General features: G+C 73.4%; 25 protein-coding genes and 2 pseudogenes. 15 read left to right on the forward strand and 12 right to left on the reverse strand.

The window, feature by feature from the left end; translation table 11 throughout:
* Window positions 1–66 precede the first annotated feature (66 nt).
* Window positions 67–825 (forward strand): LOG family protein, encoded by a 759-nt coding sequence (locus ACFF45_RS13575; protein WP_381346034.1) that lies wholly within the window; start codon window positions 67–69, stop codon window positions 823–825.
* Between the two features lie 49 nt (window positions 826–874).
* Here the strand turns inward: ACFF45_RS13575 and folP are convergent, their stop codons facing one another.
* Window positions 875–1,735 carry a dihydropteroate synthase gene (gene folP / locus ACFF45_RS13580; RefSeq protein ID WP_381346036.1) on the reverse strand — a complete coding sequence of 287 codons (861 nt, stop codon included), beginning with the start codon at window positions 1,733–1,735 and terminating at the stop codon, window positions 875–877.
* A gap of 165 nt (window positions 1,736–1,900) precedes the next feature.
* Here folP and ACFF45_RS13585 point away from each other — a divergent pair, with 165 nt between their 5' ends.
* Window positions 1,901–2,254 (forward strand): DivIVA domain-containing protein, encoded by a 354-nt coding sequence (locus tag ACFF45_RS13585; protein WP_381346038.1) that lies wholly within the window; start codon window positions 1,901–1,903, stop codon window positions 2,252–2,254.
* The gene (locus ACFF45_RS13590; protein WP_381346040.1) at window positions 2,251–2,838 is read left to right on the forward strand and encodes a DNA-3-methyladenine glycosylase I; all 588 of its coding nucleotides are present in this window, start codon (window positions 2,251–2,253) and stop codon (window positions 2,836–2,838) included. Before ACFF45_RS13585 ends, ACFF45_RS13590 begins: the two co-directional genes overlap by 4 nt.
* A 24-nt stretch (window positions 2,839–2,862) precedes the next feature.
* Here ACFF45_RS13590 and chcB read toward each other — a convergent pair whose 3' ends face one another.
* Window positions 2,863–3,672 (reverse strand): 2-cyclohexenylcarbonyl CoA isomerase, encoded by an 810-nt coding sequence (gene chcB, locus ACFF45_RS13595; protein WP_446697134.1) that lies wholly within the window; start codon window positions 3,670–3,672, stop codon window positions 2,863–2,865.
* 370 nt (window positions 3,673–4,042) lie between these two features.
* Between chcB and ACFF45_RS13600 the strand changes: the two genes are divergently transcribed.
* Window positions 4,043–4,210, forward strand: a complete 168-nt coding sequence (locus ACFF45_RS13600) for a DUF3117 domain-containing protein (RefSeq protein ID WP_003966491.1) — start codon at window positions 4,043–4,045, stop codon at window positions 4,208–4,210.
* An 89-nt stretch (window positions 4,211–4,299) separates the two neighbouring features.
* Here ACFF45_RS13600 and ACFF45_RS13605 read toward each other — a convergent pair whose 3' ends face one another.
* Entirely contained in the window at window positions 4,300–4,998 is a 699-nt protein-coding gene (locus ACFF45_RS13605) for an O-methyltransferase (RefSeq protein ID WP_381346113.1), read from the reverse strand.
* 235 nt (window positions 4,999–5,233) lie between these two features.
* On the opposite strand from ACFF45_RS13605, the gene sigE reads away from it, so the two are divergent.
* The 5 genes from sigE to ACFF45_RS13630 all read left to right on the forward strand — a co-directional run bounded on the left by sigE (window position 5,234) and on the right by ACFF45_RS13630 (window position 10,722).
* On the forward strand, window positions 5,234–5,935 hold the full coding sequence (gene sigE / locus ACFF45_RS13610; protein ID WP_381346114.1) for an RNA polymerase sigma factor SigE: 702 nt from the start codon (window positions 5,234–5,236) through the stop codon (window positions 5,933–5,935).
* Window positions 5,932–6,891, forward strand: a complete 960-nt coding sequence (locus ACFF45_RS13615) for a zf-HC2 domain-containing protein (protein WP_381346044.1) — start codon at window positions 5,932–5,934, stop codon at window positions 6,889–6,891. Before sigE ends, ACFF45_RS13615 begins: the two co-directional genes overlap by 4 nt.
* Window positions 6,892–7,028: 137 nt before the next feature.
* Window positions 7,029–9,185 (forward strand): S1C family serine protease, encoded by a 2,157-nt coding sequence (locus ACFF45_RS13620; RefSeq protein ID WP_381346046.1) that lies wholly within the window; start codon window positions 7,029–7,031, stop codon window positions 9,183–9,185.
* 185 nt (window positions 9,186–9,370) lie between these two features.
* The gene (locus ACFF45_RS13625) at window positions 9,371–9,790 is read left to right on the forward strand and encodes a sec-independent translocase (protein ID WP_381346048.1); all 420 of its coding nucleotides are present in this window, start codon (window positions 9,371–9,373) and stop codon (window positions 9,788–9,790) included.
* A 272-nt stretch (window positions 9,791–10,062) separates the two neighbouring features.
* Complete coding sequence (locus ACFF45_RS13630; protein WP_381346049.1) at window positions 10,063–10,722, forward strand: hypothetical protein; 660 nt, start codon at window positions 10,063–10,065, stop codon at window positions 10,720–10,722.
* 194 nt (window positions 10,723–10,916) lie between these two features.
* On the opposite strand, the gene ACFF45_RS13635 is transcribed toward ACFF45_RS13630, so the two are convergent.
* Genes ACFF45_RS13635 through ACFF45_RS13645 form a run of 3 tightly spaced genes read right to left on the reverse strand, consistent with a single transcriptional unit; the run spans window position 10,917 to window position 13,990 of the window.
* Window positions 10,917–12,050, reverse strand: a complete 1,134-nt coding sequence (locus tag ACFF45_RS13635) for an Mrp/NBP35 family ATP-binding protein (protein ID WP_381346051.1) — start codon at window positions 12,048–12,050, stop codon at window positions 10,917–10,919.
* Window positions 12,051–12,093: 43 nt separating this feature from the next.
* On the reverse strand, window positions 12,094–12,708 hold the full coding sequence (locus tag ACFF45_RS13640; protein WP_381346053.1) for a DUF1003 domain-containing protein: 615 nt from the start codon (window positions 12,706–12,708) through the stop codon (window positions 12,094–12,096).
* Entirely contained in the window at window positions 12,692–13,990 is a 1,299-nt protein-coding gene (locus ACFF45_RS13645; RefSeq protein WP_381346055.1) for a magnesium transporter MgtE N-terminal domain-containing protein, read from the reverse strand. The genes ACFF45_RS13640 and ACFF45_RS13645 overlap by 17 nt, the downstream gene beginning before the upstream one ends.
* Window positions 13,991–14,241: 251 nt before the next feature.
* Between ACFF45_RS13645 and ACFF45_RS13650 the strand changes: the two genes are divergently transcribed.
* Window positions 14,242–14,949: a hypothetical protein gene (locus ACFF45_RS13650; RefSeq protein ID WP_381346056.1), complete on the forward strand. Its 708-nt coding sequence runs from the start codon at window positions 14,242–14,244 to the stop codon at window positions 14,947–14,949.
* Between the two features lie 39 nt (window positions 14,950–14,988).
* On the opposite strand, the gene ACFF45_RS13655 is transcribed toward ACFF45_RS13650, so the two are convergent.
* Both ACFF45_RS13655 and ACFF45_RS13660 read right to left on the reverse strand, forming a co-directional pair.
* Window positions 14,989–15,507, reverse strand: coding sequence for a hypothetical protein (locus ACFF45_RS13655; protein WP_381346058.1), 519 nt, complete (start codon window positions 15,505–15,507; stop codon window positions 14,989–14,991).
* A 22-nt stretch (window positions 15,508–15,529) separates the two neighbouring features.
* Window positions 15,530–16,648, reverse strand: a complete 1,119-nt coding sequence (locus tag ACFF45_RS13660) for a magnesium and cobalt transport protein CorA (RefSeq protein WP_381346060.1) — start codon at window positions 16,646–16,648, stop codon at window positions 15,530–15,532.
* Between the two features lie 505 nt (window positions 16,649–17,153).
* Here ACFF45_RS13660 and ACFF45_RS13665 point away from each other — a divergent pair.
* Window positions 17,154–17,738 carry a suppressor of fused domain protein gene (locus tag ACFF45_RS13665; RefSeq protein WP_381346062.1) on the forward strand — a complete coding sequence of 195 codons (585 nt, stop codon included), beginning with the start codon at window positions 17,154–17,156 and terminating at the stop codon, window positions 17,736–17,738.
* Window positions 17,739–17,781: 43 nt separating this feature from the next.
* Here the strand turns inward: ACFF45_RS13665 and ACFF45_RS13670 are convergent.
* A pseudogene (locus ACFF45_RS13670) lies at window positions 17,782–18,138 on the reverse strand (MFS transporter); the annotation flags it as partial.
* 438 nt (window positions 18,139–18,576) lie between these two features.
* Between ACFF45_RS13670 and ACFF45_RS13675 the strand changes: the two are divergent.
* The 3 genes from ACFF45_RS13675 to ACFF45_RS13685 all read left to right on the forward strand — a co-directional run bounded on the left by ACFF45_RS13675 (window position 18,577) and on the right by ACFF45_RS13685 (window position 21,085).
* Window positions 18,577–19,218, forward strand: a complete 642-nt coding sequence (locus tag ACFF45_RS13675; RefSeq protein ID WP_381346064.1) for a DUF6758 family protein — start codon at window positions 18,577–18,579, stop codon at window positions 19,216–19,218.
* Window positions 19,219–19,414: 196 nt separating this feature from the next.
* A complete protein-coding gene (locus tag ACFF45_RS13680; RefSeq protein WP_381346066.1) occupies window positions 19,415–20,272 on the forward strand; it encodes a PHP domain-containing protein in 858 nt (285 codons plus the stop codon).
* Window positions 20,273–20,479: 207 nt separating this feature from the next.
* Window positions 20,480–21,085 carry a MarC family protein gene (locus ACFF45_RS13685; protein WP_381346068.1) on the forward strand — a complete coding sequence of 202 codons (606 nt, stop codon included), beginning with the start codon at window positions 20,480–20,482 and terminating at the stop codon, window positions 21,083–21,085.
* Between the two features lie 101 nt (window positions 21,086–21,186).
* Here the strand turns inward: ACFF45_RS13685 and ACFF45_RS13690 are convergent, their stop codons facing one another.
* Window positions 21,187–21,339: a DUF8834 family protein gene (locus tag ACFF45_RS13690; protein ID WP_356315535.1), complete on the reverse strand. Its 153-nt coding sequence runs from the start codon at window positions 21,337–21,339 to the stop codon at window positions 21,187–21,189.
* Between the two features lie 222 nt (window positions 21,340–21,561).
* Here ACFF45_RS13690 and ACFF45_RS13695 point away from each other — a divergent pair, with 222 nt between their 5' ends.
* Window positions 21,562–22,461, forward strand: a complete 900-nt coding sequence (locus ACFF45_RS13695) for an NYN domain-containing protein (RefSeq protein WP_381346116.1) — start codon at window positions 21,562–21,564, stop codon at window positions 22,459–22,461.
* 30 nt (window positions 22,462–22,491) lie between these two features.
* On the opposite strand, the gene ACFF45_RS13700 is transcribed toward ACFF45_RS13695, so the two are convergent.
* Complete coding sequence (locus ACFF45_RS13700; RefSeq protein WP_381346070.1) at window positions 22,492–23,364, reverse strand: alpha/beta fold hydrolase; 873 nt, start codon at window positions 23,362–23,364, stop codon at window positions 22,492–22,494.
* A gap of 216 nt (window positions 23,365–23,580) precedes the next feature.
* Window positions 23,581–24,371, reverse strand: a pseudogene (locus ACFF45_RS13705) (DEAD/DEAH box helicase); the annotation flags it as partial.

Raw genomic sequence — 24,371 nt, forward strand, 5'->3', positions numbered from 1 at the left:
ACCCCCTCCGTAACCGGCGTGGATCTACGCTGAGGTGGAAACACCCCGCAAGCGGAGGGAGCTCACATGGCTACCGGCAACCCCGAGGGCAAGCAGCGGCCGCCGGAGGAGCAGCGTCTCGGTCCGGTCCTCCGGCGGCGGAGCCAGGTGACGGCGAGCACCACGGACCAGCGGCTGCTGGACGAGCGCGCGCCCACCGACTGGGTGCACACCGACCCGTGGCGCGTCCTGCGCATCCAGTCGGAGTTCATCGAGGGCTTCGGCACGCTCGCCGAACTCCCGCCCGCCATCAGCGTCTTCGGCTCCGCCCGGACACCGCGCGAGACCTCCGAGTACGAGGCCGGCGTCCGGCTGGGCCGCGGACTGGTGGAGGCGGGCTTCGCGGTCATCACGGGCGGCGGCCCCGGGGCGATGGAGGCGGCCAACAAGGGCGCCTGCGAGGCGGGCGGCATCTCGGTCGGACTGGGCATCGAGCTGCCCTTCGAACAGGGCCTCAACCCGTATGTCGACATCGGGCTGAACTTCCGCTACTTCTTCGTCCGCAAGATGATGTTCGTCAAGTACGCGCAGGGCTTCGTGGTCCTGCCCGGCGGGCTGGGCACCCTGGACGAGCTCTTCGAGGCCCTCACCCTCGTCCAGACCCAGAAGGTCACCCGCTTCCCCATCGTCCTGTTCGGCACCGACTACTGGGGCGGCCTGGTCGACTGGCTGCGCAACACCCTGGTCGCCCAGGGCAAGGCGGCGGAGAAGGACCTGCACCTGTTCCACGTGACGGACGACGTGGACGAGGCGGTGGCGCTGGTCTCCAAGGAGGCGGGACGCTAGACCGCCCGACGCCCCGGGGCCGCACCCGCGCGGCCCCGGGAGGGGCCGGTCAGGCCAGGCCCCGGCGGGCGACCGCGGGCTCGCGCCACCCCGCGATCGCCGCCACCATGTCCAGCACCTGACGGGTCTCGGCGACCTCGTGCACCCGGTACACCTGGGCCCCGAGCCACGCCGACACCGCGGTCGTGGCCAGCGTGCCGATCACCCGCTCCTTCACCGGCTTGTCCAGGCTCTCCCCGACGAAGTCCTTGTTGGACAGCGACACCAGCACCGGCCACCCGGTCTCGACCATCTCCCCGAGCCGCCGCGTCGCCTCCAGGCTGTGCCGCGTGTTCTTCCCGAAGTCGTGCCCGGGATCGATCAGCACCGACTCCCGGGGCACCCCCAGCGCCACCGCCCGCTCGGCGAGCCCCAGGGTCACCCCCAGGATGTCCGCCATGACGTCGTCGTACGTCACCCGGTGCGGCCGCGTACGCGGCTCGGCGCCGCCCGCGTGCGTGCACACCAGCCCCGCCCCGTACCGCGCCGCGACCTCCGCCAGCCGCGGATCCACCCCGCCCCACGCGTCGTTCAGCAGGTCCGCGCCGGCCTCGCACACGGCCTCGCCGACCTCGTGCCGCCAGGTGTCCACGCTGATGACCACGTCCGGGAACCGGCGCCGCACCTCCGCCACGAACCCGACCGTGCGCCGCGCCTCCTCCTGCGCGGTCACCTCCTCGCCGGGACCCGCCTTGACCCCGCCGACGTCGATGATCGCGGCCCCCTCGGCCACCGCCTGCTCCACGCGCGCCAGGGCGGGTTCGTCGCGGAACGTGGCCCCCCGGTCGTAGAAGGAGTCCGGGGTCCGGTTCACGATCGCCATGACCACCGGCTCGCGCGGGTCGAACTCCCGCCTGCCCAGCCTGAGCATCCCCTGTGACCTCTCCTCGTTCGTGTCGTCGGACGGGCCCCAGGCCCGCACCGACCGCCTGTGACCCTAACTGTCAGACTCGCATGGCACGATCGGACCCTGACACATCCGTCGTCGGCGTACGCCACCCGTGCGCCGGCACACTCCGCGTGGGGACCCTCAGCGATGGTTATGTTCCTCTTCCTGGTCGTCGCCCTGGCCGTCGTGGCCGCCGCGGTGACCCTCGCCGTGGTCGGCGGCGGCGAGCGCGGCCCGCTGCCCGAGGCCGCGCCCGAACGCCTGCACGACCCGCTGCCCCCGTACCGCCCGCTCGCCCGCGAGGACGTCGACGCCCTGCGCTTCCCGCTCGCGCTCCGGGGCTACCGGATGACCGACGTCGACGACGCGCTGAACCGCCTCGCCGCCGAGCTGGCCGAGCGCGACGCCCGGATCGCCGACCTGGAGTCCGCCCTGGCCGGCGCGCAGGCCGCCGGCGTCCCGCTGGACGGGCCCGGCCAGGAAGAAGAGGGCCGGCGATGAGCGACGGCACCGCCCTGGCCGGCCAGGACGGCGCGCCGCGCTGCCCGTGGGCCCTGTCGACGCCGGACTACGTGACGTACCACGACGAGGAATGGGGCCGTCCGGTCCACGGCGACGACGCGCTGTTCGAACGGCTGTCCCTGGAGGCGTTCCAGTCCGGACTGTCCTGGATCACCATCCTGCGCCGCCGCCCCGGCTTCCGCGCCGCCTTCGCCGGCTTCCAGATCGCCACGGTGGCCACCTTCACCGACGAGGACCGCGAGCGGCTCCTCACCGACGTGCGCATCATCCGCAACCGCGCCAAGATCGACGCCACCCTCGCCAACGCCCGCGCGCTGGCCGGCTGGGCGCCGGGCGAGCTGGACGCGCTGATCTGGTCGCACGCCCCGGACGCGGCCACCCGCGCGGTCCCGAAGACGCTCGCCGACGTCCCCGCGGTCACGCCGGAGTCGACGGCCTTGTCCAAGGCCCTGAAGAAGCGGGGCCTGCGCTTCGTGGGGCCGACGACGGCGTACGCGCTGATGCAGGCGTGCGGCCTGGTCGACGACCATCTCGCGGACTGCGTGGCACGCCGCGTCGGCTGAACGGGCGCACGGGCGCACGGGCGGTCAGCGGCCCAGGTACGTGGGCTTCTCCTTGTTCACGAACGCCCGCACCGCGATCCCGTGGTCCTGCGACGCCCCCGCCCGCGCCTGGAGCTCGTCCTCCTTCTCCAGCGTCTCGGCCAGGGAGTGGCCGAGCCCGTACGCCACCGCCTCCTTGATCGCGGCGTACGCCACCGTCGGCCCCTCGGCCAGCGCGCGGGCCACCTGCTCGGCCTCCGCCCGCAGCCGCGCCGCCGGCACCACCCGGTTGGCGATGCCCAGCTCGTACGCCTCCTGGGCCGTGACGCTGCGCGGGAAGAGCAGCAGGTCGGTGGCGCGCCCGGGCCCGACCACCCGCGGCAGGGTCCAGGAGACGCCGGAGTCGGCGGTCAGCGCGACCCCCGCGAACGACGTGTTGAAGGCGGCGGTGTCCGCCACGACCCGGTGGTCGGCGGCCAGCGCGAAGCCGAGGCCGGCCCCGGCGGCGACCCCGTTCACGCCCGCGACCACGGGCTTCGCCATGTCCGCCAGCGCCCGCACGATCGGGTTGTAGTGCTCGCGGACGGTGCTCATCGTCCGTCCCCCGCCCGTCTCGCGGTCGGCGGCCAGCAGCCCGATGTGCTCCTTGAGGTCCTGGCCCACGCAGAACGCCCGGTCACCGGCCGCGGTCAGCAGCACCGCCCGGACGGCGCCGTCGGCCGCCGCGGACCGGACCGCCTCCCGGAGAGCGACCTTGGCCTCGATGTTCAGCGCGTTCATCGCCTCGGGGCGGTTCAGCGTGATCGTCGCGAGCCCGTCGCGCACCTCGTAGAGCACGGTGTCGGCCATGGGGATCCTCTCCTGTTCGGCGGCTCGGGCGTACCGGCCGGTACGCCCCGTCCAGGACAGCATGACGGAGATCACGGACGACGGCCCCGGGCACCCGTGTGAGCTGCGTCGAACGATTCGGCCCGATTTCCGGTCGGCGGAAGTGAGTGCGGTCGCGCAGTATCGCAGTCACATCGCCGAATTGAGTGGTTTTGCTCGCGCGCGTTGCCCAAGCGATGCCGACCGATGTTGGTCATCGGGTCGTGAGATGCGGGATAATGGCCTGGAAGCAATGTGTTCGATGCCGGTGTCGCGTGTCTGGCTTCACGGACCGCGCGTGCCCTTCAGCGGGCCGTCGGCCTTGACGATGAGCTGGTTTTCAGGAAGGGGAACGAGCATGGCGGCCATGAAGCCGCGGACGGGTGACGGCCCGCTCGAGGTGACCAAGGAGGGGCGGGGCATCGTCATGCGCGTTCCGCTCGAAGGCGGCGGTCGGCTCGTCGTCGAGCTGACCCCGGACGAGGCCGACGCGCTCGGCGACGCCCTCAAGAAGGTCGTGGGCTGACCCGCAGGCGACCATACCCCGCCTTTCGGCCGCCCCGGCACCGTATCCGGTGCCGGGGCGTCCGTCTGCCGCCCCGGCACCGGCCGGGCTCACCGTTTGACCGCGCACAGCAGCCCGTCGCCCACCGGCAGCAGCGACGGCACCAGCTCCTGGCTCTCGCGCACCGCGCGCAGCAGCTCGCGCAGCCGCAGCACCTCCGTGGGCTGCGGCCCCGAGTCCACCGTGCGCCCGTTGGCGAAGACGCCCTCGAACGCCACCAGCCCGCCCGGACGCAGCAGGCGCAACGATTCAGCGAGGTAGTCCAGCACCTCCAGCCGGTCGCCGTCGCAGTAGACGAGGTCGTAGCCGGCGTCCGCGAGCCGGGGCAGCACCTCCAGGGCGCGGCCGGGGATGAACCGGGCCCGGTTGCTGGCGAACCCGGCCGCCCGGAAGGCCTGCCGGGCGAACTGCTGGTGCTCCGGCTCGGGGTCGACGGTGGTCAGCACGCCGTCCGCGCGCATCCCGTGCAGCAGGTGTATCCCGGAGACCCCGGTGCCGGTCCCGATCTCGGCCACCGCCTTGGCGTCCACGGACGCCGCCAGCAACCGCAGCGCCGCGCCCGTGCCGGGCGACACCGAGCGCAGCCCTGCCTCCCGGGCCCGGTCGCGGGCCCAGTGCAGCGCGTCGTCCTCGGCGACAAAGGCGTCGGCGAACGCCCAGCTCGTCAGCCGGTTGCCGGTAATGACCCTCTCCTGTCCCCGTGGTTGCCTGGGCGTGACTGTATCCGTTGGCGCCGGGAACCCGCAGATGGGACCGGGCGTTTAGAGGGACGGGAGACGACGGCGGGGGACACGGTTGAGTCACGACGACGAGCGGGACGACGAGCACGTGCTGACGCAGCCGTACGAGCCGTGTCAGCGCAGATCAAATTTTCGTAAAACCGCTTATGGGGAGCTAACGGGCGAGGTGGCTATGGTAGGGGCTCCACTGGACACCACCAGAGCTGACAGGGGAGGTGCGGCTGCGCCTGTGGACCGCACAGGAGTGCTGCGGCGCTTCCTCGGGTCGGCGGGCAGGCCGAAATCCGTGAACGACACCGCTGCTGACCACAGCCACGCCGCTGGCCACGACCGGACCGCGACCTTCTCCACCGACGCGGACGGGCAGGCGTGGACTCCGCCCACCTGGGAGGAGATCGTCAGCACCCACAGCGGCCGTGTCTACCGGCTGGCCTACCGCCTCACCGGCAACCAGCACGACGCCGAGGACCTCACCCAGGAGGTCTTCGTCCGTGTCTTCCGCTCCCTGGCGACGTACTCGCCGGGCACGTTCGAGGGCTGGCTGCACCGCATCACCACGAACCTCTTCCTGGACATGGTCCGCCGCAAGCAGCGCATCCGCTTCGACGCCCTCGGCGAGGACGCGGCCGAGCGGCTGCCCAGCCGCGAGCCGTCCCCGCAGCAGGTGTTCAACGACGCGCACTTCGACGCGGATGTCCAGCAGGCCCTCGACACCCTCGCGCCCGAGTTCCGCGCCGCGGTCGTCCTGTGCGACATCGAAGGACTGTCGTACGAGGAGATCGCCGCGACCCTCGGCGTCAAGCTCGGCACGGTCCGCTCCCGGATCCACCGCGGCCGCTCCCAGCTGCGCAAGGCCCTCGCGCACCGGTCGCCGGAGGCGCGCGCCGAGCGCCGCTCCTTCATGCCCCGTGTCCCCGCTCTGGGGGGAGGGGGCGCGTCCGCGTGAGTGGCACACGGCCGACGGCTGCCGAGGAGCACCTCGCGGAGCAGCATCTGGGAGACCGCGTCGCCGCCCTGGTGGACGGCGAGCTCGGTCATGACACGCGTGAGCGCGTGCTGGCACACGTGGCGACCTGCCCGAAGTGCAAGGCGGAGGTCGACGCGCAGCGGCGGCTGAAGAACGTGTTCGCGGAGGCCGCCCCGCCGCCGCCCTCCGAGAGCTTCCTGGCCCGCCTGCAGGGGCTGCCCGCGGGAGGCGACCTCGACGGGGGCGCGCCGCTCCGGGGAGGCTTCGGCGGACTGCCCGCGGGACGGCCCGGCGGCAGCGGCGCCTTCGGCGAGCGGCGCGGCGAGCGCTTCGACTTCGCGTACGTGCCCACCGGCGCGCACCCGGCCGTACTGCCCGCCGCCGCGCAGCGCGGCTTCCGCATCCACGACGTCGGCCGCAGCGAGGCCGAGCGGGCGGCGGCCTCGCGCGGGCGCCGGTTCGCCTTCGTGGCCGCCGGGGCGGTGTCCCTGGCCGCGATCGCCCTGGGCGGCGTCACCACGGGCGCCCCGGGCGACACCGACACCAGGGGCGGCGCGGGGAGCAACGTGACGCCGGCCCGGGCGGGGTCGGGGGCCGCGACGGTGCCCGAGAACCAGCGCCGCCGCGGCACCGGGTCCCCGCTCGCGCAGAGCCAGGCAGGGCGCACGCCGGGGGAGAGCCCGGTGGCCGCGACCGAGGCGTCCGCGCCGCTGCTGCCCGGGGTGACGGCCCAGCCGGTGCACGCGCTGACGGCTCCCGTGATGGCCGACGCGACCGCGGCGTCCCCGCTGATACGTCCGCTGGCGGCGGCTCCGCCGATCGCGCTCACCAGCTGGTCGACGGCACCGGAGGTGATGACGCCCGGCCTGCTCGCGGCGCCCGTCGCCGACGGGACCCCCGCGCCCTCCGCGTCCTCCTCCGGCACACCTCGCTGACCGGCCCCTGCGCCGGGGCGCGCGAACCTGGTTGAATCCACGGAGAGCCGCGCCCACGCCCCGGCGTCCGGCGCGGAATCGACGCACTGCGGCGACACCGACGACGTGCCGGGCCGCGGCCAGCTGGTGGGGAGAGCATGAACGAGGGCACCGTGCCGACGCCGGGCAAGGGGGAGGGCGACTTCGAGCTGAGGCGCCCGGAGGAGGCGCCGCCGGCCGCTGGAGCGCCGGGGAGCGGTGAGGGGCCGGAGGAGGTGTCGCGGGGCGAGGCGCTGCCCCCTGACGACGTGCCGCCCGCCGGGGGTGTGCCGCGGGGTGACATGACCGCGTCCGGCGGGCAGGCGGACGCGGTACCGGCCGCCCCGCCCGCCGTCGCGGAGGCCAAGCCCCTCCACGACCCCGACCCGTACAGCACCCCGCCCTACGGCCAGCCCGGCCCCTGGGCGCCCGCTCCGCCCGTCCAGCACCCGGCGGTGGCCGCGCCGGCGCACGGTACGGCGACGGCAGGGCCTGCTGCGGCACCGCCGTACGGGGTGCCCGCGCCGGCCGCGCCGGCACCCGCCGCGGGCGCCCCGGCGTCTCCCGTCGTTCCGGCCCCGACGTCGTCGGCCCATGCTCCGGCCACCGCGCCGGCGCCCCTGACGGCCGGCGCCCCGGCGCCCGCCCCCGTCCCTCCGGCATCCACGACGGCCTTCGCGGCGCCCGTCCCGACCCCTCCCGCTTCCGCGCCGTCGACGCCGGCCGCGGCTCCGGCCGCCTCCGCACCCACGACGGCCGTTCCGGCCCCGGGAGCACCCGCTCCGGCCGTTCCCGGACCGCCTCCGGTCGTCTCCGCCTCTACGCCGGCCGTCCCGGCCTCCGCAGTCCCCGCCCCGGCTGCTCCGGTCGTTCCCGGACCGGCTCCGGCCGCCCCCGCGCCCACGACCGCCGCTCCCGTCCCCGGGGCACCCGCGCCGACCGTTCCAGCCCCCACCCCAGCCACCTCCGCACCCACGACCACCCCCTCCGCCGCCGACGCCCCCGGGTCGCCCCTCCTCACCGCGGACGCGCCGCCCACGGACGACCCCTGGCGCCGCTACGACCCCTGGGCCGCCGCGGGTGCCGCTCCCGGTGCCGGGGCCGTGCCCGCCGCTCCGCTTCAGCAGACCGGCGCCGCGGTGCCCAGCGAGCAGCAGCGGCACCGGCGCGGGCTGAAGATCCTCGTCGTCGGTACCGTGCTCGTCGCCCTGGTGTCCGGCGGCGTCGGCGGTCTCGTCGGCGCCTACCTGGAGCGCAACGGCGGAGCCGGGCAGGTGGAGCTGGAGCAGGCCGGGCGGGAAGCGGCCGGGCGGGACGCCGGCAGCGTCGCCGGGATCGCGGCGCGGGCCCTGCCCAGCGTGGTCACCCTGCACGTCAGCGGCTCCGGCGAGGCGGGCACCGGCACCGGCTTCGTCCTCGACGCCCGGGGCCACATCCTCACCAACGACCACGTCGTGGAGCCCGCCGGCGACGACGGCGAGATAACGGTCACCTTCCACAGCGGGCAGACCGCACAGGCCGAGGTCGTCGGCCGGGACAGCGGCTACGACCTCGCCGTCGTCCGCGTCCGCGGCGTCCGCGGGCTCAAGCCGCTGCCCCTCGGCAACTCCGACAACGTCCAGGTCGGCGACCCGGTCGTCGCCATCGGCGCCCCCTTCGACCTGGCCGGAACGGTCACCTCCGGCATCATCAGCGCCAAGGAGCGCCCCATCACCGCGGGCGGCGAGAGCGGCGGTGCCGACGACGTCTCCTACGTCGACGCCCTGCAGACCGACGCCCCCATCAACCCGGGCAACTCCGGCGGCCCCCTGCTGGACGCCCGGGCCCGCGTGATCGGCATCAACTCCGCCATCCGCTCCGCCGGCGGCGACGGCGCCGAGCCGGACGGCGGCCAGGCCGGCTCCATCGGCCTCGGCTTCGCCATCCCGATCAACCAGGGCAAGCGCGTCGCCGAGGAACTGATCAACACCGGCAGGGCGACCCACCCGGTCATCGGCATCACCCTCGACATGGACTACACCGGCGACGGCGCCCGGGTCGGCACCGAGGGCGGCGACGGCGGCGCCCCGGTCACCCCGGGCGGGCCGGGCGACCGGGCCGGGATCGAGCCCGGCGACGTCATCACCGAGGTCGACGGCCAGCGCGTCCACTCCGGTGAGGAGCTGATCGTCAAGACCCGCGCCCACCGCCCCGGCGACCGGCTGGAGCTGACCCTGCGGCGGGACGGCGAGGTGCGGACGATCTCGCTGGTGCTCGGCTCCTCGGACGGCGATTGAGTGAACGGTCGACGACCGGGCGAACGCACACAAACCTCGCAGACGGGACCGCGAACCGCCGCCCACACGGCGAACAACCGGGAAAACGCTCACTTACCCGCCCGTGCGGGGCACGGGACGGTACCGGTCGGACAGGATCGACCGGTACCGTGGATCCGGCCCGGGACATCGCAAGGAGCTTTCAGGTGTTCAATGACATAGGACCGCTGGAGCTGGTGACGCTCGTCGTCCTCGCCGTGCTCGTGTTCGGTCCGGACAAGCTCCCGAAGGTCATCCAGGACGTGATGCGCACGGTCCGGAAGATCCGTGAGTTCTCGGAGAGCGCCAAGCAGGACATCCGGCAGGAGCTGGGCCCGGAGTTCAAGGACTTCGAGTTCGAGGACCTCAACCCCAAGACGTTCATCCGCAAGCAGCTGGACAACGACGACCTGGGGCTGACGGAGATCCGTAACGGCTTCGACCTGAAGAAGGAGATGGCCGAGGTCACGGACGCGGTCCACGGCCGCGACGCCGAGCCGTCCGCCGCCTCCGGAACCCCGGGTGCCCGTGTCGACATGACGAAGAAGCCCGACGACCGCCCGCCCTTCGACGCGGACGCCACCTGACACCGGCGGGCCACCCGCGCCTCCCGCCCGTCACCCCGCCTCCCCCGCGCCTGCCGTCCCGCCTGTCACCTCGCCGGTTCCCGGCGTCCGGCACCGCCGTCCCCGACGCCCCCACGGCTGGAACACGACGCCCGGGCGACCCACGCGCCGGGCGCGTTCCCGGCTGCCCGCAGTGGTGTGGATATGCTGCCGAGTTGTTGTGCGGACCGGACGAGTTGCGCCCGAAGGGGGGCGGGCCGTCCGGTCCGACGAGAGCGAGGAGGCGTCCGGGCATGGAGACGACGAGTCGGGCAGTCGCGCAGGCGCCGGCCGCGGAGGGCGGGCAGCAGGTCCCCTCCGCCCGGCGTACGGTCGACGGCTACCTGCGTGCGCCTTTCCCGTGGTACGGCCTTGACGAGGCGTTCACGGGCCCGCGCTGGCTGATGCAGGTGGGTGTGACGGCCGACGGAGCGGTGGAGCACGGTTCGATCGGGCACGGTGACGAGCCGACGGTGCGCGCCGAGGGGGTCGCCGAGGAACGGGAGCGGTTCGCGGTCGTGGTGACGGTCGCCGCGCACCCGGTACGGCGCAGCGCCGACGGCACGGGGCTGCTGGAAGCGACGTCGGTCTCCTCCGCGGCCTGGCTCGCGGGCGTGGGGCTGCTGTCCTTCACCTGGCCCGGGCAGATGGACCACAGTCTGCGGGACCACTGGCTGGAGCAGCAGACGGAGACCGCGTGGGCGCTGGCGGACGACCTCGCCGGGGAGGAGTGGTCGACGCTGTCGCTGCCCGTCGACGGGGTGCCGACGTCCTTCCACTACCGCGAGTCCGAGTTCGGCTGGGTGCTGGCGGGCTCGACGCAGGAAGGGGTCCACGTGGGGGCGTACGGCCGGGGCATGAGCGCGTACGGGCTCGGCTTCGCGATGATCAAGGACATCACCGACTACGCGTGAGGCCGGGGCGCCGCCGGGACGGGGCGCCCTCCCCTTCGCCGAGCCGAGCGGGCCGCGCCCTCGCGAGGCCGCGGCCCCGGGCCCGCAGCCGCGCGGGCCGGTCCCCTGAGCCGGGCCCGCAGCCGCGCGGGCCGGCTCCTGAATCGGGCCGGCAGCCGCGCGGGCGGGCCCTGCGCCGGGCCGCGCGAGGCCCCTCAGAACTTGTTGCGCGGCGTGATGCCCAGCGACAGCCCCGACAGGCCCCGCTGGCGGCCGCCCAGCTTGCCCGCGATCGAGCGCAGCGCCGCGCCCGCCGGGGAGTCCGGGTCGGTCAGCACCACCGGCTTGCCCTCGTCGCCGCCCTCGCGGAGGCGCACGTCGATGGGGATGCTGCCGAGGACCGGGACGTTCGTGCCGGTCGTGCGGGTCAGGCCGTCGGCGACCAGCTGGCCGCCGCCCGTGCCGAAGACGTCGACCATCTCGCCGCAGTGCGGACAGGGCAGCCCGGACATGTTCTCGACCACGCCGACGATCTTCTGGTGGGTCTGCACGGCGATGGAGCCCGCGCGCTCGGCCACCTCGGCCGCCGCCTGCTGCGGGGTCGTCACGACCAGGATCTCGGCGTTGGGGACCAGCTGGGCCACGGAGATGGCGATGTCCCCGGTGCCCGGGGGCAGGTCCAGCAGCAGGACGTCCAGGTCGCCCCAGTACACGTCCGCCAGGAACTGCTGGAGCGCGCGGTGCAGCATCGGGCCGCGCCACACGACGGGCGCGTTGCCCGGCGTGAACATGCCGATGGAGATGACCTTCACACCGTTCGCGGACGGCGGCATGATCATGTTCTCGACCTGGGTCGGCCGGCCGTCGGCGCCCAGCATGCGCGGCACGGAGTGACCGTAGATGTCGGCGTCGACGACCCCGACCTTCAGGCCGTCGGCCGCCATCGCCGACGCCAGATTGACCGTGACCGACGACTTGCCGACGCCGCCCTTGCCGGAGGCGACCGCGTACACGCGGGTCAGCGAGCCCGGCTTGGCGAAGGGGACCTCGCGCTCGGCCTGGCCGCCGCGCAGGGCGTTCGCCAGCTCCTTGCGCTGCTCGTCGCTCATCACGTCGAGCGTGACGTCGACACGGGTGACACCGTCGACCCGGGAGACCGCCTCGGTCACGCGCCGCGTGATCGTCTCGCGCATCGGGCAGCCCGAGACCGTCAGGTACACGGTGACCGCGACCGCACCGTCCGCGCCGATCTCCACCGACTTGACCATCCCCAGCTCGGTGATGGGCCGGTTGATCTCGGGATCGTTCACCGTCGCCAGTGCCTCGCGCACCGCGTCTTCCGTAGCCATAAGGACGATGGTACGGCGCCGCCGGTGCCCCTCGGTAAGCCCGTCAGCGGTCGTCTACGTCACGCACCCCTGACCGTTCTGCCGGGAATACGCGGTGACCGTCCGGGTGTCCGTCCTGGAGTTCCTTGACCATGTCCTGCAATTCGGAGCGGATCCAGTCCCGGGTCGCCACCTCGCCGAGCCCGATGCGCAGCGCGGCGATCTCCCGGGTCAGGTACTCGGTGTCCGCGATCGACCGCTCGTTCTGCCTGCGGTCCTGTTCGAGGTTGACCCGGTCGCGGTCGTCCTGCCGGTTCTGGGCGAGCAGGATCAGCGGGGCGGCGTAGGAGGCCTGCAACGAGAGCATGAAGGTCAGGAAGATGAACGGGTACTCGTCGAAGCGCAGGCCCGCGGGCGCCGACAGGTTCCACAGCACCCACGCCACGATGACGACCGTCATCCAGACCAGGAACCGCCCGGTGCCGATGAAGCGGGCGACGCGCTCCGACAGCTTCCCGAACGCCTCCGGGTCCCACTCGGGCAGCAGCCGGGGCCGGCGGGGACGCGGCTGGTCGAGCCGGGCGCGCGGGCGTGTGGCCGCGGTGGCCCCGGCGGGCACGCGCTCCCGCCCGGTCTCGCGCCACGCCTCGCGCCGCACCACCTCACGCTCCGGAGCCATGGGCGGTCACCCCCTCGCCCTGGTCGAGCTCGAACTCGTCGGACTCCCGCCAGTCCTCGGGCAGCATGTGGTCCAGCACGTCGTCCACGGTCACCGCGCCCAGCAGCGACCCGGACTCGTCGACGACGGGCGCCGAGACCATGTCGTACGTCGCGAAGAACCCGGCGACCAGGGGCAGCGCCGCGTCCGGGGCGAGGGGCTGCAGATCATCGTCGAGGATCGAGCTGACCAGGGAGTACGGCGGGTCGCGCAGCAGCCGCTGGAAGTGGACGGTGCCCAGGTACTTGCCGGTCGGCGTCTCGTCGGGCGGGCGGCAGACGTAGATCTGGGCGGCCAGGGCGGGGGAGAGGTCGGGGTTGCGGACCCGGGCGAGGGCGTCGGCGACGGTGGCGTCGGGCCGCAGCACGATCGGCTCGGTGGTCATCAGCCCGCCGGCGGTGTGCTCCTCGTAGGCCATCAGGCGCCGCATGTCGGCCGCGTCGGCGGGCTGCATCAGGCTCAGCAGCCGCTCCTTCTCCTCCTCCGGCAGCTCGGCCAGCAGGTCGGCCGCGTCGTCCGGGTCCATCGCCTCCAGGACGTCCGCGGCCCGCTCCTCCTTCAGCTTGCCGAGGATCTCGATCTGGTCGTCCTCGGGAAGCTGTTCGAGTACGTCGGCCAGGCGGTCGTCGTCGAGGGCGGCGGCGACCTCGGCGCGCCGCTTCGCCGACAGGTGGTGCAGGACGTTGGCGAGGTCGGCGGGGCGCAGCTGCTCGAAGGTGGCGAGCAGGCTCTCGGCGCCCTGCCCGTGCTCCTCCAGCGAGAAACCGGTGACGCCGGACCACTCGACGGTCAGCGCCTCGTCCTTGGCCCGCCGGAAGGCGCCGCCCTTCCTGCCCTTGCGGACGAACACACGGTCGATCTCCCAGTCGCGGCGGGCCGGCAACTGCTGCACCGACAGGTCCAGCACGGTGACCTGCTCGCCGGTCTCGGCGAGGGTGACGCGCCTGTCGAGCAGCTCGCCGAAGACCAGCCGCTCGGTGGGGCGCTGTTCGAACCGGCGGACGTTGAGCACGCCGGTGGTGATGACCTGTCCGGACTCGATGCCGGTGACCCGGGTCATGGGCAGGAAGATGCGGCGGCGGGTGGCGAGTTCGACCACCAGCCCGAGCAGTCGCGGCGGCTTGCCGCCGACCCGCAGCATGGCGACCAGATCGCGCACGCGGCCCACCTGGTCGCCGTTCGGGTCGAAGACGGCGGTGCCGGAGAGGTGCGAGACGAAGATCCGGGGGGCGCCCGCGGCCATGGCCGCGCCTCCTTTGCCTGGCGTGCGGTGCGTTTGCTCCGCTTGTGCTGAACTGCTCGCTCGGATGGCCTTCAGGCTAGCCCGTCCCGATCGGATCCGCCCTGGTGAGCGTCCGGACGGACTGGCTCCGCCGCCCGCCCGGCACCCCGGTACGCTGCGTTACGCCGCTCAGGACCGACGTCAGAAAGGCAGCACCATCTGTGACTGCGATGCGCCAGGGCCGTACGCGCCGGAACGCACTGGTGAGCGCGATGTGCGCACTGGTCGTGACGGGGACGGGACTGACCGGGTGTGGCAGCGAGGACCCGGACGCGGGCACGAACGGCGTCGGGAAACTGCCCGCCGACAAGATCCAGGCGACGACGCGTGCGGCGGCCGAGGCCGCGCCGGCGGTGCGGCTGTCGGGGACGGTGGTCGTGGGCCGGAGCACCTACCGGCTGGACATGCGCCTGAAGTCGGACGGCGGCACCGGGTCCGTCACCGCCGGGGACGCGACCTTCCAGCTGCTGCGCGTCGGTGAGGAGCTGTTCCTCATGGCCGACGCGGAGTTCTGGAGCAACGGCGAGGGCGACACCTCCGACGCCTCCGACACCACCGCCGCGGCCGACAAGCTCGACGGCAAGTTCGTGAAGGTGCCGGAGGGCGACCCGTCCTACAAGCGGTTCAGCGGATTCACCGACAAGAGTGTCCTGCTGGACAGCCTGCTGACGCTGCACGGCACCCTGGCGACCGACGGCCGCCACCAGCAGTTCGGCGTGCGCACCATCCGTATCAGCGGAGACCAGGGCTCCGGCGGCACCCTGGACGTCTCCCTGGAGGGCCGGGCGTACCCCCTGCGCCTGGTCCGCGCGGGCGGCGCGGGCACCCTGACGTTCTCGGACTGGGGCAAGGACTTCGCCCTGGAGCAGCCCGCCGAGGACGAGACGGTGGACTACGGCCAGCAGCTGCCGACGTCGTAGCCCGGGTCCGTGCCGACGCCGCTCGCGGACGCCGCAGCCCTATCCGCGCCGCCGCCGCTTGCGGAAGAGCAGCCGCGGCAGCCCCGCCGGGATCGGCTCCCGTGTCGTCGCGGGCGTCGGCAGCGGTGCCTCGGCCAGCGAGCCGTCCGGCAGCGGCGAGAGCGGGCCGGCCGGCTCCAGCCGCAGCACCCGGCACTCGCGGGCCCACCGCTCGGGCATCGCCTCGCCGTCGGGGGCGTTGAGCCGCTTGCCCTTCAGCTCGGCGACGGCCGCCGCCCACCGCTCGGAGCCGGACGGCAGCTCCACCACCCGCGCCGTCCAGGCGACCAGCCGGCCGCCCTTGTCCTTGCTGCGGACGGTCACCTCGGCCGCGCCGCCGTCGGCCAGCCGCGGCAGCGGCTGCTCGCCCGGGCCGTCGCCGACCACGCAGGCGGCACCCTCGTGCCACACGTGCCACAGTGCCCGCGCGGCCGGCGCACCGGCGCCCCGCACCCAGATGAGGCCGGACTTCTTGGTGGCCTCCTCGACGAGGGCCTGGTCGAGCAGCTCGCTAGTCATGGCAGCAGGGTAGCGAGGCCGCTCAGAGCCAGCCGTTGCGCTTGAGCGTGCGGTGGATGCCGAGGCAGATCACCGCCGTGATGCCGAGCACCACCGGGTAGCCGAACTTCCAGCGCAGCTCGGGCATGTAGTCGAAGTTCATCCCGTACACGCCGCACACCATCGTGGGTACCGCGATGATGGCGGCCCAGGAGGTGATCTTGCGCATGTCCTCGTTCTGCGCGACGGACGCCTGCGCGAGGTTGGCCTGGAGGATGGAGTTGAGCAGCTCGTCGAAGCCGGTGACCTGCTCCTGCACCCGGGCGAGGTGGTCGGCGACGTCCCGGAAGTACTTCTGGATGTCGGGGTCGATCAGCCGCATCGGCCGCTCACTGAGCAGCTGCAGCGGCCGCATCAGCGGCTGCACCGCCCGCCGGAACTCCATCACCTCACGCTTGAGCTGGTAGATCTGCCCGGCGTCGGTGCCCCGCGGGGTGCCCTTGCGGCCCGGCGAGAAGACCTCGGTCTCCACCTCGTCGATGTCGTCCTGGACCGCGTCGGCGACCGCGATGTACCCGTCGACCACGTGGTCGGCGATGGCGTGCAGCACCGCCGAGGGGCCCTTGGCGAGCAGCTCGGGGTCGTCCTGCAACCGGTGCCGCAGCGCGCGCAGCGAGCCCTGCCCGCCGTGCCGGACGGTGATGAAGAAGTCCCGCCCGGTGAAGCACATCACCTCGCCGGTCTCGACGATCTGGCTGTTGGCGGTGAGTTCGTCGTGCTCGACGTAGTGGATGGTCTTGAAGACGGTGAACAGGGAGTCGTCGTAGCGCTCCAGCTTCGGCCGCTGGTGCGCCTGCACGGCGTCCTCGACCGCCAGCGGGTGCAGCCCGAACTCTCCGGCGATCCCCGCGAATTCGGCCTCGGTGGGCTCGTGCAGCCCGATCCACACGAAGCCCCCGTCGCGCCGCACCCGGCGCATCGCCTCGTGCGGGGTGAGCGGCCCCGGCGTCTCGACGCGGGCGCCGTCGCGGTAGACGGCGCAGTCGACGACGGCGGTGGTGGTCTTGGGGTCGCGCGTGGTGTCGTACGCCCCGGTGTCCTTGCGCAGCGCGGCGGGACGCGAGGGGCGGACCGCGGCACGGAGGTCACGGATCATCGACATGGCAGGCTCCTTCGCAACGAGCAGCGAGAGGCCGCGGACTCCGGGTGGAACTGCCCGGAATGGGGACGTCCTACGAGCGTCTTCCCGCCCTACGGGCACGGAAGCATGTTTGGCACGTCCACAAAGCGGGGAGCACCGCACCGTCGCGGTGGCGAACTTCGCTGCTGATTCAGCTGCTGATGCAGGTCATACAGATCAAGCAGAGGCAAAACGAAACGAAGTGCTCTTCCGCGGCGACACACGACGGACGCGCATGCGAGAGGTGGCGGCAGGCCAGAGCCAGAGCAACGTCAGCGGCCGGAAGAGCGGGTGGTACTGCACGGTCGACTTCGGTCCATTGCAGCCCCACCTCCTCCGGCCGGTCCCTCGTAAGGGAGTGTCGTCGGCGTCGGGACCTGATCGCGACGCTACTGCGTGCTGCCCCGAACCACCGGCCAAGAGTATCAGCCGACCGATGTGTCAAGGCGCTGCTTTGCCCGGTCCTGACGAGTCCTATGCTCACCGCATGGCTGATGTTCTCCCACTGGTCGAGGCCAGGTTGCGCTCCGCGCTCGGCGAACCGGACGCGCGCGCCGCGGTCACCTTCCTCGGTACCGACCGGGTCGAGGTGCTGCGTTTCCGGGAGGGGGACGTCGTCCGCTACGCCACCCTCGGCATGTCCGCCCAGCCCATGACGGACCCCACCGCGGTCCTCGCCGACCCGGTCCAGGGCCCGCGCGCCGAACTGGTGCTCTCCGTGCGGTCCGGTCGCGCCGACACCGACAAGGCGCTCCGCCCGCTCGCCGTCCTCGCCGCGTCCCCGCAGGTCGAGGGCGTCGTCGTGGCCCCCGGCGCCTCGCTGGACGTCGGCGAACCGCTGTGGCCGGGCGCCCCCTTCACCTCGGTCCTGGTCGCCGAGCCGGGCGGCCTGGTGCAGGACCTGGAACTGGACCCGCCCCTCGATCCGGTCCGCTTCCTGCCGCTGCTGCCCATGACCCCGAACGAGGCCGCCTGGAAGCGCGTCCACGGCGCCCAGGCCCTCCAGGAGCGCTGGCTCACGCACGGCACCGACCTGCGCGATCCGGTCCGCGCGTCGGTGCCGCTGGACTGAGCGAGGGCGTGACCAAGGTCACCAAAGTCTCCTCTCGCACCGGTCAGTTGGCGAAGACCCCCACACCGTCCTCGGTGGCGTGCCGCACCTCCAGTTCCTCGGCCCGCGCGGTCAGCGCCCCGCGCCGGACGGTGACCACGGCCGCGCCCGGCACCGCCGTGACCGCCGCCGCCACGAACGGGACGTGCGCGTCGGTCCACTCCTCGACCTTGGGCGCGAAGCAGGGCGCGGCCGCCGCGGTGAACCACCGCACGAAGGCGCGGCCCGTTCTCGCCACCGGCCGAGGCGGGTCCGGCGCCCCGAGCGCCGGCTCGGTGTGGACGGTGCTGGTCACGCCGATGAAGGCACCGGAGAGAACCGTGCGGACGGCGGCCGCGGTGTGGTCGCCGCAGCCGAGAACGGCGCGTTGCCCGGTCCCGGCCGGTCCCGGAACCCGACGAGCCCGCCGACCGGGCCGGAGGTGCCGGACACGAGGTGCAGAGCAGCGAGACCTGGCGGCGGTGGCGTCCAGGCCCTGGGCCATGGACGGCAGGATCGGGCCGGCGCCGGCCCGCTGCCCGAGAAGGCGACTACGGAGGCGCCGGCGGTGGTCCAGGCCGCCCTGGGCTGCCGGAGGACTCCCGTGCCGGCGTGCATGCCCGGGACTCGCTCGCCGGCGGCGCCCATGAATGAGTGGCGTACGCACCTGATAAAAGGGCGTCGCTGATCAATGTAGAGTGCATCTACCTGTCCGGGGTGGCGTCCCGGCGGGGGTTCACTCCGGCGTTCGCCCCGGAGTTCCCCCCGGACGGGTGATCGTCCTTGACGTGGCGCAGCAGGGGTAGGAGCGTGGGGCCCTATGAGGGGCGAACCCAGTTGCCCGAAGTGCGGTGGCCGGGTCAGGGCTCCCGGACTCTTCGCCGATGCCTGGCAGTGCGACGTGCACGGCACCGTCCATCCGCTGCAGCCTGTGATCCCGCCCAGCGTCGAGGCCCTCAGTGTCGTGGTGGCCCGCACGCAGGTACCGGTGTGGATGCCGTGGCCCCTGCCGGTCGGCTGGCTGTTCACGGGCGTGGCCTGCGCCGGTGACGACCGCAGCGGCGGCCGGGCCACCGCGGTGGCCTGCTCGGGGCCCGGTCCGCTCGGCGGCATGGGGGAACTGATCCTGGTCGCCGAGGAACTCGGCGTCGGTCTCGGCGCGCGCTACGCCGGCATCGCCGGGCCGGACCCGGGCCCGTACATGAACGTCGAGAAGCCGCCGGAGGTCAAGGTCCTGGCCGCGGGGCGGCCCACGCCGCTGTGGCACGTCTCCGGGTCGCCGCACGACCGGGCGGTGTTCGCGGGTGAGGCCATGGGGCTGTGGCTGTGGGCCGTGGTGTGGCCCGAGCAGTCGGGGCTGCTGATGTACGACGAGCTGGTACTGACGGATGTGCGGGAGGCGGGTGCGGAGGTGGAGCTGGTGCCGTGCGGCGCGCTGTCGCCGCGCCTGCTCGAACCGTGAGGCGGGCCGGGGTGGGCGCGGTGCGCGAGGCGGGGCTGGGCGAGTCCGGCCTGTAGGGGCGGGTGGTGCGTGCGGTGTGCAGGCGGCGAACACGGTGTGTAGGGGGTGCAGCCGCCTTGTGGGTGTGACAGGGGCACGGTTCCACCGGCTATCCTTGGGTGTCCCTTCCGTTCCGGCAGCGCTTGGAGCCCGCGTCGTGCGCATCGACCTGCACACCCACTCCACCGCGTCCGACGGAACGGACACGCCCGCCGAGCTGGTGCGCAACGCCGCCGCCGCCGGTCTGGACGTCGTCGGGCTCACCGATCACGACACGACCCGGGGGTACGCCGAGGCGATCGCGGCACTGCCCGAGGGGCTCACGCTGGTCACCGGGGCGGAGCTGTCCTGCCGGCTCGACGGAAGCAGCATGCACATGCTGGCGTACCTCTTCGACGCGGAGGAGCCCGCGCTGCTCGCCGAGCGGGAACTGGTGCGCGACGACCGGGTGCCGCGGGCCAGGGGCATGATCGCCAAGCTGAACGAGCTGGGCGTACCGGTCACCTGGGAGCAGGTCGCCCGGATCGCCGGCGACGGGTCCGTGGGGCGGCCGCACGTCGCGTCCGCGCTGGTCGAACTGGGTGTCGTGGCGAGCGTCGGCGACGCCTTCACGCCGGACTGGCTGGCCGACGGCGGGCGGGCCTACGTGGAGAAGCACGAGACCGATCCGTTCGAGGCGATCCGGCTGATCAAGGGCGCGGGCGGAGTCGCCGTGTTCGCGCACCCGGGGGCCGTCAAGCGGGGGCGTACGGTGTCGGAGTCGGCGATCGCCGAGCTGGCCGCCGCCGGGCTCGACGGCATCGAGGTCGACCACATGGACCACGACCCGGACACCCGGGCGCGGCTGCGCGGGCTGGCCAAGGAGCTCGGGCTGCTGGTCACCGGGTCCAGCGACTACCACGGCACCCGCAAGACGGTGGCGCTCGGCGAGTACGCGACCGACCCCGAGGTGTACGGGGAGATCACCCGGCGGGCGACGGGCGCGTTCCCGGTGCCGGGGACCGGCGGAGCCTGAGGCACACGCTCCTCGCGCCCCCTTTCACGGTCCGACGCCTCGCCGTTCCACGCATCGGCCGCTCCAGGTTTCGGCTGTTCATGTCTCGGCCGTTCCACGCTTCGGCTGTCCGTGTCTCGGCCGTTCATGCTTCGGCCGTTCGCGTCTCGGCCGGTTCCCCGCCTGACCGTCCCCGCTTCGTCTCAACGCAAGGCCTGTAGCTCCGTCATGTTCGACCTCGCCGTCTTCGGCTCCCTCTTCCTCACCCTCTTCGTCATCATGGATCCCCCCGGGATCACCCCGATCTTCCTCGCCCTGACCTCGGGGCGGCCCGTCAAGGTGCGGCGGCGGATGGCCTTCCAGGCCGTCTGCGTCGCCGGTGGCGTGATCACCGTGTTCGGCGTGCTGGGGCACCGGATCCTCGACTACCTGCATGTCTCCGTGCCGGCGCTGATGATCGCCGGAGGGCTGCTGCTCCTGCTCATCGCGCTCGACCTGCTGACCGGCAAGACCGACGAGCCCAAGCAGACCAAGGACGTCAACGTCGCCCTCGTGCCGCTCGGCATGCCGCTGCTGGCCGGGCCGGGCGCGATCGTGTCGGTGATCCTCGCCGTGCAGCAGGCGGACAGCGTCGGACTGCAACTGTCGGTGTGGGCCGCGATCCTCGCCATCCACGTGGTGCTCTGGCTGGTGATGCGGTACTCGCTGCTGATCATCCGGCTCATCAAGGACGGTGGCGTGGTGCTGGTGACCCGGCTCGCGGGCATGATGCTGTCCGCGATCGCCGTGCAGCAGATCATCAACGGCGTCACGCAGGTGATCCAGGGCGGCTGACGCGTCCGCTCCGCCCCGTCCGCCCGGGCGCGGACGGGCAGCGACAGGGCCCCGTACGGCGTGTCCGTACGGGGCCCTGGAGCTGTGGCGGGTGATCCGCGTTACGAGGCCGGGGTCCCGGCCGGGCGGATCCACAGGCGCTGCCCTATGGCGGCGGCCTGCTGCACGATCCGGTTGACGGAGGCGGCGTCCACGACGGTCGTGTCCACGGGCGTGCCGTCCACGTCGTCGAGTCGCATGATCTCGAAGCGCATGGCCTCTCCCTTCGTCTGGTCATCCTCCTGAGGAGAACTACTGGGGATGGCCCGGAAGACCAGTGCCTCCGGTTCCATACGTATGGAACGGCCTGCTTGTTACAAACATTCCCTACGCTAAATAAATTTTTCGAACGGCTAATTACCGACCGGTATGCGTCTCACTTGAGACTAACCGGGACCGGTTGTGTTCGCAGCGTGACCGACGGGACAATGGAGCTGATGAACGACGACCTGACGGCCCTGTCCGCCCGTATCGACCGCACGAACGAGCTGCTGCACCGCATGCTCGCCGAGGTGGCGAAGACGCCTTCGACCCACGCCATCTTCGTCGACGCGGGGTACCTCTACGCGGCCGCGGGCCGGCTGGTCGCCGGGACCGAGGACCGGCGCGCCTTCGACCTGGACGCCGAGGGCCTGATCGAGGCGCTCATCGACAAGGCCCGCCAGATCTTCGCCGACAGCCGGTTGTTGCGCGTCTACTGGTACGACGGCGCCCGGCGCCGGATCCACACCACCGAACAGCAGTGCATCGCCGAACTGCCCGACGTCAAGGTCCGCCTGGGCAACCTCAACGCCAACAACCAGCAGAAGGGCGTCGACTCACTGATCCGCACCGACCTGGAGTCCCTCGCCCGGCACCGCGCCATCTCCGACGCGGCCCTGCTCGGCGGCGACGAGGACCTGGTCTCGGCGGTCGAGGCGGCGCAGGGGTACGGGGCGCGGGTGCACCTGTGGGGCATCGAGGCACCCGAGGGCCGCAACCAGGCCGAGCCGCTGCTCTGGGAGGTCGACAGCCAGCGCACCCTCGACCTCGACTTCTTCAAGCCGTACGTCGCCCGGCGCACGGCCGCCACCTTCGAGCCCGTCGCCGCGGCCGCCCGGCCCGCCCGTGAGACCGTCCGCTTCGTCGGCGCGCAGATCGCGGCGAAGTGGCTGGCGGCGCGGGGGCGGGAGTCGCTGGTGGAACTGCTGCCCGGGCACCCGTATCTGCCCGGGTCGGTGGACCAGGATCTGCTGGTGGAGGCCGAGGGGCTGTTGCAGTACTCGCTGCGCGGCCAGGCGGACCTGCGACGGGCACTGCGGGACGGGTTCTGGGAGCACCTGCAGACGCAGTACTGATCCCTCGGGGCCAGGTCTTGCCTCGCGTACCTAAGCCTCCGGGACCGTGTCCCAGAAGTCGGCGATCGCGCGAGCCGTCGGCAGGGGCTGGTCCGCGTTCGGCGAGTGCTCGGCGTCCTCGATGACCGTGCGGCGCGCGTGCAGGCGCACGGCCATGTCGTCCAGCAGCGGCAGCGGCCAGGTGTCGTCCCGCACGCCGGACAGCACGTGGAACGGCAGCGGCAGTTCGGCGAGTTCGGCGACGCGGTCCGGCTCGGTGGACAACTGGCGGCCGGTCGCGATGAGTTGGGCGGGCTTGTTGCCGAGCCAGCGGCGGCGCATGAGGTCGGGGCCGCCGATGCCCCGGGCCGGGCCGCCGACCTCCTCCGGGGCGCCCATCGACTGGATCACTTCCCACACCTCGGCCATGGTCAGCACCGCCAGCGCGTCCCGCAGCAGCTTCACGCGCTGCTGCTGGGAGACCGAGATCTGCGCCGGGCCGGACGACATGAGGGTGAACGAGACGAAGGGGGAGTGGTCCAGCAGGACCGCGGCCCGGGAGATCTGGCCGCCCAGCGAGTGCCCGAGCAGATGCAGGCCGGCGCCCAGGGCCTCGGCCTGCGCGAGCACGTCCCGCGCCAACTCCGGCTGGGCGTAAGCCGTCTCGTCGTCCGCCGGGCCGTCCGACTCGAACTGCCCGCGCCCGTCCACGGCCACCGTCCGGTAGCCGCGCGCCGCGAGCGGGCCCTGCATCAGGCGGAAGTCCTCCTTGCTGCCCGTGAAACCGGGGACCAGCAGGGCCGTACCGCGCGGCTCGACACCGGGGCTGACCGGCACGTCCACGACCGCGAAGTCACCGCGTGCGGTGCGCAGGGGGTAGGCGCGGGCGTCGGGGGACGGGGTGCGGGCGGCGGGCTTGGTCACGGGGTGAGGGTAGCGGGTGGGGGCGTGCCCGGGGGTGCGGACGGTGGGGACGGGAAGGCCGGGGTGTGGCGGCGGGGCGGTGGGGGTGTGGTCCGGGGTGGTGCCGGCGGGGTGCGGTGCGTGCGTGGTCCGGGGCTCACCGCTGTCGGCCGCCGTCTTGGGGCAGACGCCGACGGCCCGGCCCCACGCGGGGCCGGGCCGTCGGGTGACGCTCGATCAGCTGTCCGCTGCCTCCGCGGCGACCGTGGCCTTGCGGGTGCGGCGGGTCTTCGGCTTCGGCTCCGGTTCCTGCGTGGCCTGCGCCGGGATCTCGGCGGTCACCTCCGGGGCGGGGGCGGTGGCCTTGCGGGTGCGGGTGCGCTTGGGCTGGGCCGCGGTGTCCTCGGCGGTGACCGCTTTGGGGGCGGTGGCTGCCGTCTTGCGGGTGCGGGTGCGCTTGGGCTGGGCCTCGGCGTCCTCGGCGGTCACCTCCGGGGCGGGGGCGGTGGCCTTGCGGGTGCGGGTCCGCTTGGGCTGGGCCGCGGTGCTCTCGGCGGTGTCGGCGGCGTCCTGCGGGGCGGCGGTCGCCTTGCGGGTGCGCTTCGGCTCGGCCTCCGTACCTTCGGCGGTGTCGGCGGCGGCCTCGGCGGCCGCTGCCGTCTTCCGGGTGCGCTTGGGCCGGGCCTCGGCGTCCTGCGGGGCGGCGGTCGCCTTGCGGGTGCGCTTCGGCTTGGCTTCCGTACCTTCGGCGGTGTCGGCGGCGGCCTCGGCGGCCGCTGCCGTCTTCCGGGTGCGCTTGGGCCGGGCATCGGCGTCCTGCGGGGCGGCGGTCGCCTTGCGGGTGCGCTTCGGCTTGGCTTCCGTACCCTCGGCCGTGTCGGCCGCCGCCTCCGCCGCCTCCGGGGCGGTCGCGGTGCTCTTGCGGGTGCGGCGGGTCTTCGGCTGAGGCTCCGCCTCCCCCTCCGCCACGACGGCCTCGCCGGTCTGCGCGGGCACGGTGGCCTCGCCGGTCTCGACGGCCGGTGCGG

It is taken from the genome of Streptomyces cinereospinus (assembly GCF_042430725.1).
Taxonomy (GTDB): Bacteria; Actinomycetota; Actinomycetes; order Streptomycetales; family Streptomycetaceae; genus Streptomyces; species Streptomyces cinereospinus.